The organism is Halobaculum gomorrense (genome assembly GCF_900129775.1).
Taxonomy (GTDB): domain Archaea; phylum Halobacteriota; class Halobacteria; order Halobacteriales; family Haloferacaceae; genus Halobaculum; species Halobaculum gomorrense.
Map to the genome: position 1 here is coordinate 410,495 of NZ_FQWV01000001.1, position 12,649 is coordinate 423,143.

13 protein-coding genes and 1 tRNA gene are annotated in these 12,649 nt (G+C 69.4%); 8 read left to right on the plus strand and 6 right to left on the minus strand.

Features of this window, described 5'->3' with window-relative positions; translation table 11 throughout:
- Positions 1 to 110: 110 nt before the first annotated feature.
- Together BUE16_RS02070 and BUE16_RS02075 are read right to left on the minus strand one after the other, a co-directional pair.
- Positions 111 to 1,565: a single-stranded DNA binding protein gene (locus tag BUE16_RS02070; RefSeq protein WP_143165340.1), complete on the minus strand. Its 1,455-nt coding sequence runs from the start codon at positions 1,563 to 1,565 to the stop codon at positions 111 to 113.
- Positions 1,566 to 1,752: 187 nt separating this feature from the next.
- The gene (locus BUE16_RS02075; RefSeq protein ID WP_143165341.1) at positions 1,753 to 2,250 is read right to left on the minus strand and encodes a hypothetical protein; all 498 of its coding nucleotides are present in this window, start codon (positions 2,248 to 2,250) and stop codon (positions 1,753 to 1,755) included.
- A 130-nt stretch (positions 2,251 to 2,380) separates the two neighbouring features.
- On the opposite strand from BUE16_RS02075, the gene BUE16_RS02080 reads away from it, so the two are divergent.
- Positions 2,381 to 2,453: transfer RNA gene (locus BUE16_RS02080), tRNA-Arg, on the plus strand.
- 352 nt (positions 2,454 to 2,805) lie between these two features.
- Positions 2,806 to 3,483 carry a DUF309 domain-containing protein gene (locus BUE16_RS02085; RefSeq protein WP_200778345.1) on the plus strand — a complete coding sequence of 226 codons (678 nt, stop codon included), beginning with the start codon at positions 2,806 to 2,808 and terminating at the stop codon, positions 3,481 to 3,483.
- Positions 3,484 to 3,517: 34 nt separating this feature from the next.
- Here the strand turns inward: BUE16_RS02085 and azf are convergent, their stop codons facing one another.
- Positions 3,518 to 4,321, minus strand: a complete 804-nt coding sequence (gene azf / locus BUE16_RS02090; RefSeq protein WP_073306739.1) for an NAD-dependent glucose-6-phosphate dehydrogenase Azf — start codon at positions 4,319 to 4,321, stop codon at positions 3,518 to 3,520.
- A 145-nt stretch (positions 4,322 to 4,466) separates the two neighbouring features.
- Here azf and BUE16_RS02095 point away from each other — a divergent pair, with 145 nt between their 5' ends.
- Positions 4,467 to 4,817, plus strand: coding sequence for a dihydroneopterin aldolase family protein (locus BUE16_RS02095; protein WP_073306740.1), 351 nt, complete (start codon positions 4,467 to 4,469; stop codon positions 4,815 to 4,817).
- A gap of 192 nt (positions 4,818 to 5,009) precedes the next feature.
- Complete coding sequence (locus tag BUE16_RS02100) at positions 5,010 to 5,426, plus strand: DUF5790 family protein (protein ID WP_073306741.1); 417 nt, start codon at positions 5,010 to 5,012, stop codon at positions 5,424 to 5,426.
- Between the two features lie 41 nt (positions 5,427 to 5,467).
- On the opposite strand, the gene BUE16_RS02105 is transcribed toward BUE16_RS02100, so the two are convergent.
- Positions 5,468 to 6,262, minus strand: a complete 795-nt coding sequence (locus tag BUE16_RS02105; protein ID WP_073307054.1) for a creatininase family protein — start codon at positions 6,260 to 6,262, stop codon at positions 5,468 to 5,470.
- A gap of 138 nt (positions 6,263 to 6,400) precedes the next feature.
- Here BUE16_RS02105 and BUE16_RS02110 point away from each other — a divergent pair, with 138 nt between their 5' ends.
- Positions 6,401 to 7,090, plus strand: coding sequence for a methyltransferase domain-containing protein (locus BUE16_RS02110; RefSeq protein WP_073306742.1), 690 nt, complete (start codon positions 6,401 to 6,403; stop codon positions 7,088 to 7,090).
- Positions 7,091 to 7,194: 104 nt separating this feature from the next.
- Here BUE16_RS02110 and BUE16_RS02115 read toward each other — a convergent pair whose 3' ends face one another.
- Positions 7,195 to 7,770 carry a type IV pilin gene (locus tag BUE16_RS02115; protein WP_234972312.1) on the minus strand — a complete coding sequence of 192 codons (576 nt, stop codon included), beginning with the start codon at positions 7,768 to 7,770 and terminating at the stop codon, positions 7,195 to 7,197.
- A gap of 65 nt (positions 7,771 to 7,835) precedes the next feature.
- Positions 7,836 to 9,164 carry a DUF7094 domain-containing protein gene (locus BUE16_RS02120; RefSeq protein WP_073306743.1) on the minus strand — a complete coding sequence of 443 codons (1,329 nt, stop codon included), beginning with the start codon at positions 9,162 to 9,164 and terminating at the stop codon, positions 7,836 to 7,838.
- Positions 9,165 to 9,366: 202 nt separating this feature from the next.
- On the opposite strand from BUE16_RS02120, the gene BUE16_RS16805 reads away from it, so the two are divergent.
- From BUE16_RS16805 to BUE16_RS02135, 3 genes are all read left to right on the plus strand, one after another.
- Complete coding sequence (locus BUE16_RS16805) at positions 9,367 to 10,734, plus strand: helix-turn-helix transcriptional regulator (protein WP_073306744.1); 1,368 nt, start codon at positions 9,367 to 9,369, stop codon at positions 10,732 to 10,734.
- 86 nt (positions 10,735 to 10,820) lie between these two features.
- Positions 10,821 to 11,612 (plus strand): electron transfer flavoprotein subunit beta/FixA family protein, encoded by a 792-nt coding sequence (locus BUE16_RS02130; protein ID WP_073306745.1) that lies wholly within the window; start codon positions 10,821 to 10,823, stop codon positions 11,610 to 11,612.
- Positions 11,609 to 12,562, plus strand: coding sequence for an electron transfer flavoprotein subunit alpha/FixB family protein (locus BUE16_RS02135; protein ID WP_073306746.1), 954 nt, complete (start codon positions 11,609 to 11,611; stop codon positions 12,560 to 12,562). Before BUE16_RS02130 ends, BUE16_RS02135 begins: the two co-directional genes overlap by 4 nt.
- Positions 12,563 to 12,649 lie beyond the last annotated feature (87 nt).

A 12,649-nucleotide genomic window follows, 5' to 3' on the forward strand; every position in this document is an offset into this window, starting at 1 on the left:
CACATACGCCGGTGTGTGGCGTGTATAACGCTTTCCGTTGCCGTGGGTATCGACCACGTCCGCCGCGTGCGCCGCGGGCGACACGCTCGCTCGACGCGACGGTCGATCTCTCAGAACACGTCGTCGGCGTCGATGGTGCCGTCCCGCTCGACGCCGCGGACGGTGACCTCCTCCCCGAGCCGGAGCTTCGCGGCGGTCTCCACCGATCGGGTCTGCGTGCCGTCGTCGAGGACGATCGGATCGCCGGCCTGGACGACCGTCCCCGTGAACTCCACGACGCCGCCGTCGTCGGCGTCGGCGTCTGCGCCGGTAGTGTCCGCGCCTCCGTCGTCGGCGACCGCAGTGCCCGAGCCGTCGGCGTCGCTCGGTGTTCCGCTCTCACTCGACCCGAACGAGTCGAGTCCCCCTTGGCCGGCGTCGCGACTCTCCGATCCCCCGGATCCGCCGCCGGACCCGTTGTCGGCGTGGTCGAGCACGGAGACGGAGGAGCGCCAGCCGGCGGAGGCTTCGAGGTCGTCCTGCCAGCCGTCTTGGATCTCCACGTCGGTGAAGGCGACGCGGTCGGCGAGGTCGATGTCGCGGTCGGCCTTGTCGCCCCACAACGCGACGCGGATCTCTCCGGTCTCGTCTTTGATGCGGACGTTGCGAACCTGCCCCTGCGAGCCGTCGTCGCGGTCGAACGTACGCTTCTCGCTCGTCTCGATGACGCCGCCGGCGATGTCGGCCACGTCGTCCAGTTCCAGGTCCGCGATGTCGGTGGTGTCGGGCACGTACTCCACGTCGTCGTCGACCGTCTCGATGGCGCCCCGTGAACCGACGTGCAGTTCGAGGGTGCCGTCGCGCTCGCGGACGTATCCGTCGACGACCTCGACGGTCTCCCCCGGGTTCAGTTCCTCGACGCGCTCGGCCATGTCGTCCCACATGGTGACGCGGGTCCGGCCGGTCTCGTCGCCGACGGTCATGTTCGACACCTTCCCTTCCGAGCCGTCGTCGCGATCGAAGGTGCGGACCGTGTCAGTGTCGAGGATCACGCCGAGCAGGTCCACGTCGGAGGCGCCCATCGTGAGGTCCTCGACCCGGTACTGTTCGACCGCGTCGACATCGACCTCGGCGTCCGGGTCGGGTTCGACCTTGTCGACGGCGACCTCCAGACCGCTGTACCCCTCCTTCGGGCGACCCATGATGCGGAGCACGTCGCCCGTCTGGAGGTTCTCCTTCGCGTCGACGGCGACCTGGTCCCACAGCGAGATCGTGACACGTCCGGACTCGTCGGCGACCTCGACGTTGAGGACGTGGCCGTCCTCGTCCTCGCCGTCGCGCTCGAAGGTGCGCACCTCGCCGACGGTCATCACCTTCGCGAGGAACTTCACGTCGTCCATCCCCGGCTCGATGTCGGCGACGCTGTTGACCTCCTCGTCGCGCAGTTCGTGGGCGATGAGCATCGCCGCGGTCTCCTCGTCGGCCAGCCCGCCCATGTCTTCGACCTTCTGCTCGACGGCGGCCTCGAACTCCTCGAAGGGGACGTCGGCGTCCAAGTCGTCGTAGACGTCCTCGATAGCGCCCATAGTCGTATTCTGTCCCAGGAAAGTCTCGCGCATAAGGGTTCCCGTTCGTCCGGTGTCGCCGCGCCCGGTGCCGGTTTCGGTCACGGTGTCTTCGGTCGCGGCCCGCGGCTCGTCGGTCATGGGGCGGCTGGGGCGGGATCGTATTTGAGGGTTCGCCGCGCGGCCCGTCGGGTCGCCGGTCGTCCGATCAGCGAGTCACAGCCGTGACGGTCCGAACGTCTCCCATCGACTCGTATTCGACGACGACCGCGGTCGGGAGGCCGCCCGCGAACTCGGCGACCGCTTCGTACCCCCGATAGACGATCTGCTGGGTGCACACGCCTCCCCCCTCGCGGATCGTCTCGACGCGGACGCGGAGTTCGTCGGTGTCGGGGGCGTACTCGATCGCCCCCAACGACGCCTGCATGCAGCTGTTCCTCCCCGAGATGATGCCCCAGACGGTCACCGCCTCGTCGTCGAACGCAACGCTCGCGGCTTCGCCAGGCTCGCCCGCGTCACCGGTGCGGGTGAACGAGCGGGCCGTGATCCGCGGCCGGTCGCCCCCCTCGTCCGGAGCCGGCGTCGAGCTCTCGGTGGGCACTTCGTCGGTTCCCGACTCTCCGGCAGTCCCTCGGTCACCCGTGCAACCCGCGAGCAGGGTGACACCGGCGGGGACCATACCCTCCAGGACGCGTCGCCTGTGCATAGGTCACACGATGCGGGGAGCAAGCTAAAGTGCGACGTAGGCGCAAGCCGGCGTTTGTGTCACGGTGGTCGCTCGCACGGGCCGACCGGATCGGAATCCATTTACGTGGTCCCGGCGTCAGTTGAAATGAGTCCGGGTAGGGTAGTGGACTATCCTCTTGGCTTGCGGAGCCAGGGACCGGAGTTCAAATCTCCGTCCGGACGTTCTTACCGCGCCACCACACTGCGAGCGACTCCTGTCGCTCGCACGACGCGGCGCGGGTCTCGCTTCATATGCGAATATTTGAGCAGCGAACGAGCGAGCGCACGCGAGCGAAGTGAGTGAGTTCAAATCTCCGTCCGGACGTTCCTTCACTCACTTCGTTCGTTCAGTCACGACCGGCGGGTTCACGTTAGCTTGTTCACGGGTCGCTCCGCTCCCCGTTCACCGTCGCGGGCTCACTGCGTTTGCCCACGCACCGCTCATGTGAACTCCGTCTGGACGTTTCTCCCGCGCCGCCACACCGCGATCGACCGTCACGGACAGACTGAAACGCGTCCCCGCCCGAGTTCCGGTGTGACCACGAGCGACGCCCCGGACGAAGCCGCGCGCGTCGCGGCGCTGCGCGCCGGTCTCGCGCTGTACACGGCCGGCGAGTTCCACGCTGCCCACGACCCGTGGGAAGGGGTGTGGCTCGGACTGACGGAGGCGACCGCCGCCGGCGACGCTCCCGACTCCGCCGTCCGCGACGAGGCGCTGTTCCACGGGCTGATCCAGTTCGCCGCCGCCCAGCACCACGCCCGCACCCGCAACTGGCCGGGCGCGGTCGGCCTCGCCGAGAGCGGCCGCGGGTACCTCGCGGACGTGCCGGACGACTACCGCGGCATCGACGTGGCCGGCGCGCGCGAGGCGCTCGCTCGGCTGCAGGCGGACCCCGAGCGCGTCGAGCGAGAGCCCGCACCCTCGCTTCGCCACGGTGGCGAGCGCGTCGCGCCCGAGTCGCTGTCGCTGGACGCTGCGGGCCAAGCTGCCGAGGCACTCGCCGAGGAACACGACCTCGACGCCGACGCGGTCGCGGACGCGGCGCGGTTCGCCCGTGAGGAGGAGGCGGTGGGACGCTCGCGGTTTGCGGCGCTGCTGTTCGACTTCGTGCGCGCGGAGGACGCGGGACCCCGCGGGATCGTCTACGATCGACTCACGGGACTGGTCGAGCGGGAGCGACGCAAAGAGCGGGACGTAGAGGGGCTATTTTAACCGCCGTCGCGGTCGTACTGGGCACCGGAGCCGGCTACGCGGAGTCGGGTTCGAGTTCTTCCTTCGGCTCCCCGGCGAAGGTGTACTCCGCGGAGTTGTCCTGCGGGTCGTAGCCGAGCACCTCGCGGGCGCGCTCGATGGAGTAGTACTTACGGTCGTTGTCGGAGATGCCGTAGACGATCTCGTAGTCGTAGTCGGCGCGGAGGCACCGGTCGAACAGGTGCGCGCAGTCGCGGTGCGAGAGCCACATCGCCTGGCCGCGCTCGTACTCCTTGGGCGGGTGGCCCTTCGTGAGGTTCCCGATGCGGACGCACGCGACCGTCAGGTCGTGGTGGTCGTGGTAGAAGCGTCCGAGCGTCTCGCCGGTCGCCTTCGAGACGCCGTAGAGGTTTGACGGACGCGGGAGCTCCGAGCCGTCCAGCCGGAACTCGTCGTCCGTGCGGTACATGTCGGGCGTGCGCTCGTCGGTCTCGTAGGCGCCGGCCGCGTGGTTCGAGGAGGCGAAGACGAACCGGTCGACGCCGGCGTCGACCGCGGCCGACAGCACCGTTTGAGTGCCGTCGATGTTGTTCGCGAGCACCGAGTCCCACGGCGCGTTCGGGCGGGGGTCGCCCGCCAGGTGAACGACGGCGCCGGCACCGTCGACTGCCTCGCGGACGCTCGCCTCGTCGGTCACGTCGGCGACGATCACGTCGTCGTCCGTGACCCTGTCGGGGAGGAATTCGGCGGCGACGGGCTCGCGGTCGAGGAGCCGCCAGTCGTACGCTTCCCCGATGCCAGTGAGGATCGCGCGCCCGACGCGCCCGCCGGCGCCGGTGAGTAAGACCGGTTCGTCCATTCGGGCCGATATCTGACGAGCGCGGGTAAGTAAGGTGCGGTTCGCGAGGCCGAGTACGGGGCGCTGACAGGTCGCACGGTGTCGGACGGGGCGGCTCCGATCGCCACTCGGTACGCCTTTGGCCGTTCCCCGCCCACCGTCGGCCATGGCCACCGACGCCCAGCAGGCGTGTTTCGAGGCCGGCATCAAGTTCGGCTCGCTGTACCACCAGTTCGCGGGGACGCCGGTGTCGCCCCGCAGCACGCGCTCGCTGGAGACCGCGATCGCCGAGTCGATCGAGAACCAGCCCTTCTGTGAGTCGGTGACGGTCGCGATCGACGACGATGCCGTCGCGGCTGACATCGACCATGAGAACGGCTACACCGAGCTGTCCGGCCACCTGCTGGAGGTCGACATGCGGATCGCGTACGACGGCGTCACCGTCAGCACGCGCATGGAGATGGAGGACGGCTACCCGCTCATGAAGCTCGTCGAAGTCGTCGAGACCGACGACTGAGCCGACACTCGCCACGACAGTCGCCCGGCGGCTGATCGGACAACCGTTCCGACGACGGGATCGGACCGCCCCTTCTCGATCCCGACTCGCCGGCACGGACGGCCGAATTCCGCCCGCTCGGCCCGCGCCGATGCCGATTTCACTTTCACTTTTGGGCGACCGCTTAAGAAGGATGGCGGCGAATTGTGAGCCATGTCCCAGTCCACTTTCGACGACGACGACCTGTTCGGCGAGGCAGCCGACGAGATGCGCGCGGACGTGGAGGAACACCTCAGTGCGGCGAAAGCGACGCTGCCGACCGCGGACGCGATCTGGGGGACGGACGCGGACAACGTGCTCGGCGCCCTCAACGGGCTTCGATCGGCGCTCGACACCGGCGACGCCGTCGAGGAGCTGCGACAGGCGAAAAAGCAGTACGTGATGGGTGAGCGCGCCGGCGCTTTCGAGGACGACGAAGAGCTCGCCGCGGAGATCGAGGAGCTTCAAGCGCTCGTCGAGACGTTGGCGGAGGCACACGATCAGGTCGGCGATCTCACGGGCGTCGTCCCGCAGATCAAAAGCGACCTCGAGGACGCTCACGCCGACGACGTGGAGGAGGCAGAGGCGTAGACACCGACCCCGACGGGTTTCGACCCAGCCCTCCGCCTACGCTATCGCCCTCCCCGATGTCGCTCGAAGCCCCGCTCGGCGACCGCGCCGGCGACATCGCACAGCGCCTCACTCGCGCGCTCCAGCAGCTCCGCCCCAAGCGCGGCGGTCCCCTCGTTCGGGTCGCCGACGACGCCGTTCTCGGTGAACTCGTCGCTGTCGTGTGCGAGGTTCACCCCGCGGACCCACTCCCCCCAGCGGTCTGTTCCGCCGTCGCGGGCCTCCGCGACTCGGTCCGCTCGAACGAGCTCAGGCGCGACGTGGCGCAGCATCGCCGTCTCCAGCGGGCCGCCGTGACCCATCCGACTCGCGTGCTCGCCGACCGCCTCGAACCACGTGAACGAGACGGCGTAGGCGTTGGTCGATCCGTCTCGCGAGACGCGCCGCGCGACCTCCGCGAGCGCCTCGACGTTCCCGCCGTGGCCGTTGACGAGGACGACGCGGTCGAGGCCGTGGTGCGCGAGGCTCTCGACGGTCTCGCGGACATACGCGCGGAAGGTGTCCGGCGACACCCACAGCGTGCCGTCGAACGCGCGGTGCTCCTCGGCGACGCCGACGTGGACCGGCGGGGCGACGAGCAGATCGCCGCCGTCGGGATCGGTCGCGGCGTCGCCCCCGCGGTCGGTCTCTCTGCCCGCCCACCGCTCGGCGGCGGCGTCAGCGACTGCCTCGGCGGTCAGCGCATCCGTTCCCAGCGGCGCGTGCGGACCGTGCTGTTCGGTGCTCCCGACGGGGAGCAGCGCGGCGTCGACCTCGGCGTCACGGATCTCCGTCCACGTCGCCTCCGAGAGCTTCATGCGGACTGATCCGTCCCCGATGGACTTGTAGTCGGCCATGCCGACGCCCCCCGACCGCCTGATAAGCCCCGGAGCTGTGTGGGTAGTGAGCCCCGGGTTCCGTGGGGGTTATGACCGCCCCGACCCAACGCGAGCGCAATGGGAATCCTCGAGGACAAGGCGAACGCGCGGCTGTTCTATCGGTACTTCTCGCGCGTGTACGACACGATCAATCCGTACATCTGGGACGATCGGATGCGCAACCAGGCGCTTGAGTGGTTCGACGCAGACCGCGACGACCGCGTGCTCGACGTCGGCGCAGGCACGGGGTTCGCCACCGAGGGGCTGCTCAACCACGTCGACGAGGTGTACGCCCTCGACCAGTCGCGCGGCCAGTTCGAGCAGGCGTTCACGAAGTTCGGGAAGCGCGGCAAGGTCCGCTTCCACATGGGCGACGCCGAGCGCCTCCCGTTCAAAGACGACAGCTTCGACAAGCTCTGGTCGTCGGGCTCGATCGAGTACTGGCCAAACCCCGTCGCCGCCCTCCGGGAGTTCCGCCGCGTCGTCAAACCCGGCGGCACCGTCCTCGTCGTCGGCCCCGACTACCCGAAACTGCGTGTCTTCCAGACGCTCGCTGACGCGATCATGCTCTTCTACGACGCCGAGGAGGCCGAGGAGATGTTCACCGAGGCCGGCTTCGAGGAGACCCGCCACTTCATCCAGCAGCGCCACCGCGGCGCCCCGCGGGCCATCACGACGGTCGCGACCGTTCCCGAGGAGGCTGAGAGCTCCGACACTGACGCGGGATCGGCCGTCGAGAGCGGGAGCGCCGAGCCGGTCGACCGCTGACCGGATCACGGCGTAGTTCCGCCCGTCCTGCCGTGTTGCCGGTCCGCCGGACCGGCCAGATCGGCCGGATCGGCCGGATCGGCCGGATCGGACCGTTCCGGCTCTCACGCCGTGACCGCGGTCAGCGCCACCAGCCGGTGTGAGCCGACGAACAGCGTGACCTCGACGACCGCGCCGGAACCGATCTGCGGCCGATTCGTCCCGGCGGGCGTCAGCGTCGCCGCCTCGCCCGCCGACCACGCGTGGTCGCTCGCGACGTTGAACGGCCCGGTCGGTCCGCTCTCGAACCCCCGCGCGGCGAAGAACGGCACCGGCGGCTGGTGCCGAAGGCGGGCGCCGTCGACACGGATCACGACGTGCAGGCGCCGAACGTCGATCGCGTCGCCGCCGCGGTGCCGCAGAGTGATCGCCCCGTCCGTGACCGCGAGGTCGATCACGGCGGTGGTCGGGGTCGACCGCGCCGCGCCGGCGCCCCACTGGAACGCACCGGGTGCCGACTGCGACGCTCCGGCGCTCGACGGAGCCGCTCCGGTCGCGGACAACGTCGCCGCGCCGACGGTCGCCGACAGCGCGACCGCCGCGAGCACCAACAGCGCGACGCCGACGGCCGGGGCTGCTGCTCTCTCCCGTGCCGGCGTCTCACGCAGCGGTTCGGCCCCCGGTGGCGGCTCTCGGCCCATCGACGGGGAACAGTGCCCTCGTCTTCGGTGATAAGCTCTCGCCGCTCGTCATTCGCCGGCGCTCGTCATTCGCCGGATTCCGTCGAGTTCGACCCCGAGGAGTCGAGCGCCTCCGCGACCGTGACGGGGTCGCTCGACGTGGTGGTCACCGTGGACACGTCAGTCGCGCCGACCTCCACGACCGTGACCACGAACTCCCCGCGCGGCGAGACCGTCCACAGGACGCCGTCGTCACCGGTCGTCCCGATATCCGCGCTCTCCCCCCCTTCGCGACCGATCTTCACGACTGCATCGACCGGTTCCCCCGTTCGGGGCTCGGTGACGGCGATGCGCAGCGGGCCGCCCGGGAACGTCCTGTTCACCGTCAGCGTGAGATCCAGCGTTCGCGTGACTGCCTCGCGCGACCGGATTCCGGACAGGTCGATACGCTGGTGTTCCATGAACACACGTTCGGTCCCGCCGCCGACGAAGGCCGTCAGCGTTCCGTTGGGATACGTGAGGTCGAACACGAACGTCCCTCCCGATCCCTGCCCGGACACCGACCCGCCGGTCGCGGCCCACACCTCCGGATAGCTCCGGGCGGTGACGTTTTGGGCGGTCTCCTCGTCGATCCCGGTGTTGTCGCGGTCACGGAGGTCGCCGCGGAACGCTTCGCGAACGTACCGCCCGTCGGCGATCGTCGAGAGGACGATGCTCTCGTCGGTCGTCGCGACGTACACGCGGGTCGTGCCCGCGGGCTCGCCGGCGATCGCGGCCGCGGCACGCGCTCGAACCGGGCCGTCGAACGTTCGGAGGTCGTACACGATCGAGAACACGCGGCTGTCGTCGAGGGCGAAGTTCTCCGTCTCCTCGGCGAGCCTGTTGAGCATGAGGGTCCGCTCTTCCAGCGCCGCGGCCTCAGCGCGGATCCGCGCCAGCTCGATCAGGAACGCCTTCGCCGAGAGATCGCCGGCGTGGTAGGACGCGATGGCCTCGCGGTACCGACTGTGGAGCGTGATGACGTCCTTGTCGACCTCGTTGAGTCCGTCGAGGATCCGGATCTGACGCTGGTCGCTGGTGTTCGCGTTCGTGATCCGTTCGCGAAGCGCGATCGTCTCGATCCGCTCGGCGGAGGCGTTCGCGCTGAACGCTGTCGCGGTTCCTGCATCGAGCGTGACCACGTCGACGTTCGACGCGACGCTCCCGTTCTCTTCCAGCGAGAGAACGCGGATGGGCGCGGTGCCGTTGATCGTCGCTGTGGTCTCTGCGGCGGCCGAGCCGTTCGCCACAGACGGGGCGGTCGGGGGGCTCGTATCGGTGTCGACGATCGCCGGCGGCTGGCTGCCGGAGACCGCGAGCGCGCCGCCGCCGGCGGCCACGAGGAGGAGCGCGAGGAAGACGGGGATGGCTCGCATGGGAGGTGGATACCCCGTCATCGGATAAAAAACCGGGCCACACGGGGGGACCGTTGCCACGACTCGGCCCCCGACAGATGACTCCCGACAGACGACTAGCATCGTGCACACACGGTCCGTCGGGCGAACTGGATGCTGGCCTCGGGATCGCGATCACCGATGGAAAGGGTTTTGCCAAAACGCCAATACCCGAATACACAGCATGCGGCACGTCGCCCTCCTCGCCGCGTTCGTCGTTCTCGTCTCGGTCGCCGCAGGCGCGACCGTCGCGGCGGCCGACCAGCAGGCGGAACCTGACTCACCCGAAGCCCTCGCTTCGCCCGCGCACCCCGGCGCACCCTCGGCGTTCGGGTTCTCCTCCGACTCGATCGCGCGCACGCAACTCGCGTCGGCCGTCGGCGCGCCTCGAACTAACTTCACCGTCTCGCTTCACGAGGACGGCTCAGCCCGGTGGACCGTCGCGACGACGATCCCGCTGGACACCGAGGCGGAACGGGCCGCGTTCCACGAGTACGCGGCGGCGTACGAATCCGGCGACGCCGTCGGTGGACCGACCGTGGAACCTTTCCGCAACGCCGCTGCGGCAGCGAGCGAGGCCACCGGCCGGGAGATGTCGATCGATCGAGTGAATCGGACGACGACGCTGCGGAACGAGACCGGCGTCCTCCGGCTTCGGTTCACTTGGATCGGGTTCCTCCAACCCAGTCCCGACGGCGTGCTCGCGCTCGGCGACGCGTTCGAAACCCCGAACAACGGCACGTGGTTCGGCTCGCTGTCGGCGTCTCAGCGGCTCGTCATCGAACCGCCCCCGGGCTACGAGGTGAGCGACGTGTCGCAGGGGTTCAGCTACTCGATCAGCGATCGCCGGATCGTCGTCGAGGGACCGCAGACGTTCGAGGCGGGCGACATCACGGTCCAGTACGAACCCGGCAAAACGTCGCCTCCGCCGCCGTATCGACTGATCGCCGGTGTGACCGTCGCACTGCTGTTCGTCGTCGCCTTGTTCGCGTATCGCCGCGGTGGCGTCTCGGCCGGTGCCGGCGGTGACAGCGCGACAGCGGATACGGCGGACGGTGCCCACGCGGCGGCCGATGCCGACCGCGAGGGGGCGGTGTCGGATCGCGATCCCGACTCGACCGGATCGGCGGCGGATTCGGAGCCAGAGCCGACGGTCGGATCGCCGCACGGATCGACGGTTGACGGGGCCAGTGACGGGTCGACGGCCCCGGCTGCCGACGCAACCGGCGCAGAGGTGAACGGGGGCGAGCCGGAGACGGAGGAGGATCTGGAGCTCCTCTCGGACGAGGAGCGCGTCGAGCGGATCCTCGAAACGCATGGCGGTCGGATGCGTCAGGGCAACATCGTCAGCCAGACCGGGTGGTCCGATGCGAAGGTGTCACAGTTGCTGTCGGCGATGGCCGACGAGGGCCGCGTCGAGAAGCTCCGACTCGGCCGCGAGAACCTCATCTCGCTGGCCGACGATGCAGACGACGAGCCGAACGGTGCCGACAGCGCCGACGACGCTGACAGCGCCGCTGACGCCGACAGCGACGACGACGCCGAGTTGTAAGCGCCGGGGCCGAACGTGGACCCGCGCGCCGCCCGTTGCCGGCGGTTCCGAAACTGTTTACCCCCGACCACGGCAACGCTTGCGCGATGAAGATCCTCGTCACGGTCAAGGAGGTCGCAGAGGCGGCCGACGACTTCGAGATCGAGGGGACGGACATCGGGGAGCAGTACCTCGAGTACGACCTCAACGAGTGGGACGACTACGCCATCGAGGCGGCCGTCCAGCTCTCGGAGACGTACGGCGACATAGAGGTCGTCTCGGCCACAATCGGCCCGGAGCGCTCCGAGGAGACGATCCGAATGGCGCTCGCGAAGGGCGTCGACCGCGCGATCCGCGTGTGGGACGACGATATCGCGGCGGCGGATCTGGACGTGGCGGCGAAGACGCGGCTGTTCGCGGCCGTCGTCGACGAGGAGGAGCCCGACCTCGTGCTCTCGGGCGTGCAGGCGGCCGACGACGGGTTCGGTGCCACCGGCGTCTCGGTGGCCGACGAGATCGGCTTCGACTGGGCGGCCGTCGTCAACCACCTCGACACCGAGGACGACCTGTCGACGGCGCACGTCCACCGCGAACTGGAGGGCGGCATCGAGGAACTCACTGACGTGGATCTCCCGGCGGTGCTCACGATCCAGACCGGCCTGAACGAGCCGCGGTACGCCAGCCTGCGCGGCATCCGCCAGGCACAGAGCAAGGAGATCGCGGCGTTCGGGCTGGCCGACCTCGGTCTCGACGCCGACGCGGTTGACTCGCCCATCTCGCGCACCGGGATGTACGAACCCGAGACGGAGTCGGACGCGACGTACTTCGACGGAGCGGCCGACGAGCAGGCGGCGCAGTTGGCCGACGTGCTTCGCGAGAAGGGGGTGGTTTCGGAATGAGTGACGTGCTCGCGGTCGTCGACCACCGGCGCGGCGAGCTCCGGGACGTGAGCTTCGAGCTCGTTCGCGCCGGCCGCGACCTCGCGGACGACCTCGGCGGCGACCTCCACCTCGCGGTGATCGCCGGCGACGTGGACGCCTTCGCCGTCGACCTGTCGCTTGCGGGCGTCGATGCGATCCACACCGTGGAGGACGGCGAGGAGTTTAACCACGACCTGTACGCCGGCGCGACCGCCGCGCTGTTCGAGTCGCTCGCGCCGACGGCCGTCCTCATGCCGAACTCGGTGAACGGGCTCGACTACGCGCCGGCGGTGGCGAACCGCCTCGATGTGCCGCTGGTCGCAGACGCGGTCGAGTTCGCGTACGACGGCGGGCTAGAGGCGACCCGCGAGATGTACGGCTCGAAGGTCGAGACGACCATCGAGGTGAGCGAGGAGCCGTTCGCCGTCACCGTCCGCGGCGGCGAGTGGCCCGCCGTCGAGGAGACCGCCGAGGTGCCAATCGAGGCGTTCGACTACGAGTTCGACGAGTCGGCCTCCGGCGCGCGCGTGCAGGGCTTCGAGGAGGTCGGCGCCGGCGACGTGGACATCGCGGACGCGGAGTTCCTCGTCTCGATCGGCCGCGGCATCGAGGAGGAGGAGAACCTCGAGCTCATCGAGGACCTCGTCGAGGTCACCGGCGCGACGCTGTCGTCGTCGCGTCCGATCGTCGACAACGGCTGGCTCCCGAAGAACCGGCAGGTCGGTCAGTCCGGCAAGCAGGTGACCCCGGACGTGTACCTCGCGATCGGCATCTCCGGGGCGGTCCAGCACGTCGCCGGAATGAAGAGTGCCGAGACGATCATTGCGATCAACACCGACCCGAACGCGCCGATCTTCGACATCGCCGACTACGGGATCGTCGGCGACCTGTTCGACGTGGTTCCCGCGCTGATCGAACAGTTCGAGTAGCTCACCGAGCCCCTTTCTCGTTCCGCTCGCGGCGGTCCAGTTGCTCGCACTCGCCGTGCGCGCTATCGCCGACCCCTCCCGTTCGGG

Coding starts and splice junctions, on each gene's coding strand:
- BUE16_RS02110 (WP_073306742.1), top strand. CDS start 6,401: ATGGGAATCCTCGAGGACAAGGCGAACGCGCGGCTGTTCTATCGGTAC.
- BUE16_RS16805 (WP_073306744.1), top strand. CDS start 9,367: ATGCGGCACGTCGCCCTCCTCGCCGCGTTCGTCGTTCTCGTCTCGGTC.
- BUE16_RS02100 (WP_073306741.1), top strand. CDS start 5,010: ATGTCCCAGTCCACTTTCGACGACGACGACCTGTTCGGCGAGGCAGCC.
- BUE16_RS02130 (WP_073306745.1), top strand. CDS start 10,821: ATGAAGATCCTCGTCACGGTCAAGGAGGTCGCAGAGGCGGCCGACGAC.
- BUE16_RS02105 (WP_073307054.1), bottom strand. CDS start 6,262: ATGAAGCTCTCGGAGGCGACGTGGACGGAGATCCGTGACGCCGAGGTC.
- BUE16_RS02075 (WP_143165341.1), bottom strand. CDS start 2,250: ATGCACAGGCGACGCGTCCTGGAGGGTATGGTCCCCGCCGGTGTCACC.
- BUE16_RS02120 (WP_073306743.1), bottom strand. CDS start 9,164: ATGCGAGCCATCCCCGTCTTCCTCGCGCTCCTCCTCGTGGCCGCCGGC.
- BUE16_RS02115 (WP_234972312.1), bottom strand. CDS start 7,770: ATGGGCCGAGAGCCGCCACCGGGGGCCGAACCGCTGCGTGAGACGCCG.
- BUE16_RS02095 (WP_073306740.1), top strand. CDS start 4,467: ATGGCCACCGACGCCCAGCAGGCGTGTTTCGAGGCCGGCATCAAGTTC.
- BUE16_RS02135 (WP_073306746.1), top strand. CDS start 11,609: ATGAGTGACGTGCTCGCGGTCGTCGACCACCGGCGCGGCGAGCTCCGG.
- azf (WP_073306739.1), bottom strand. CDS start 4,321: ATGGACGAACCGGTCTTACTCACCGGCGCCGGCGGGCGCGTCGGGCGC.
- BUE16_RS02070 (WP_143165340.1), bottom strand. CDS start 1,565: ATGGGCGCTATCGAGGACGTCTACGACGACTTGGACGCCGACGTCCCC.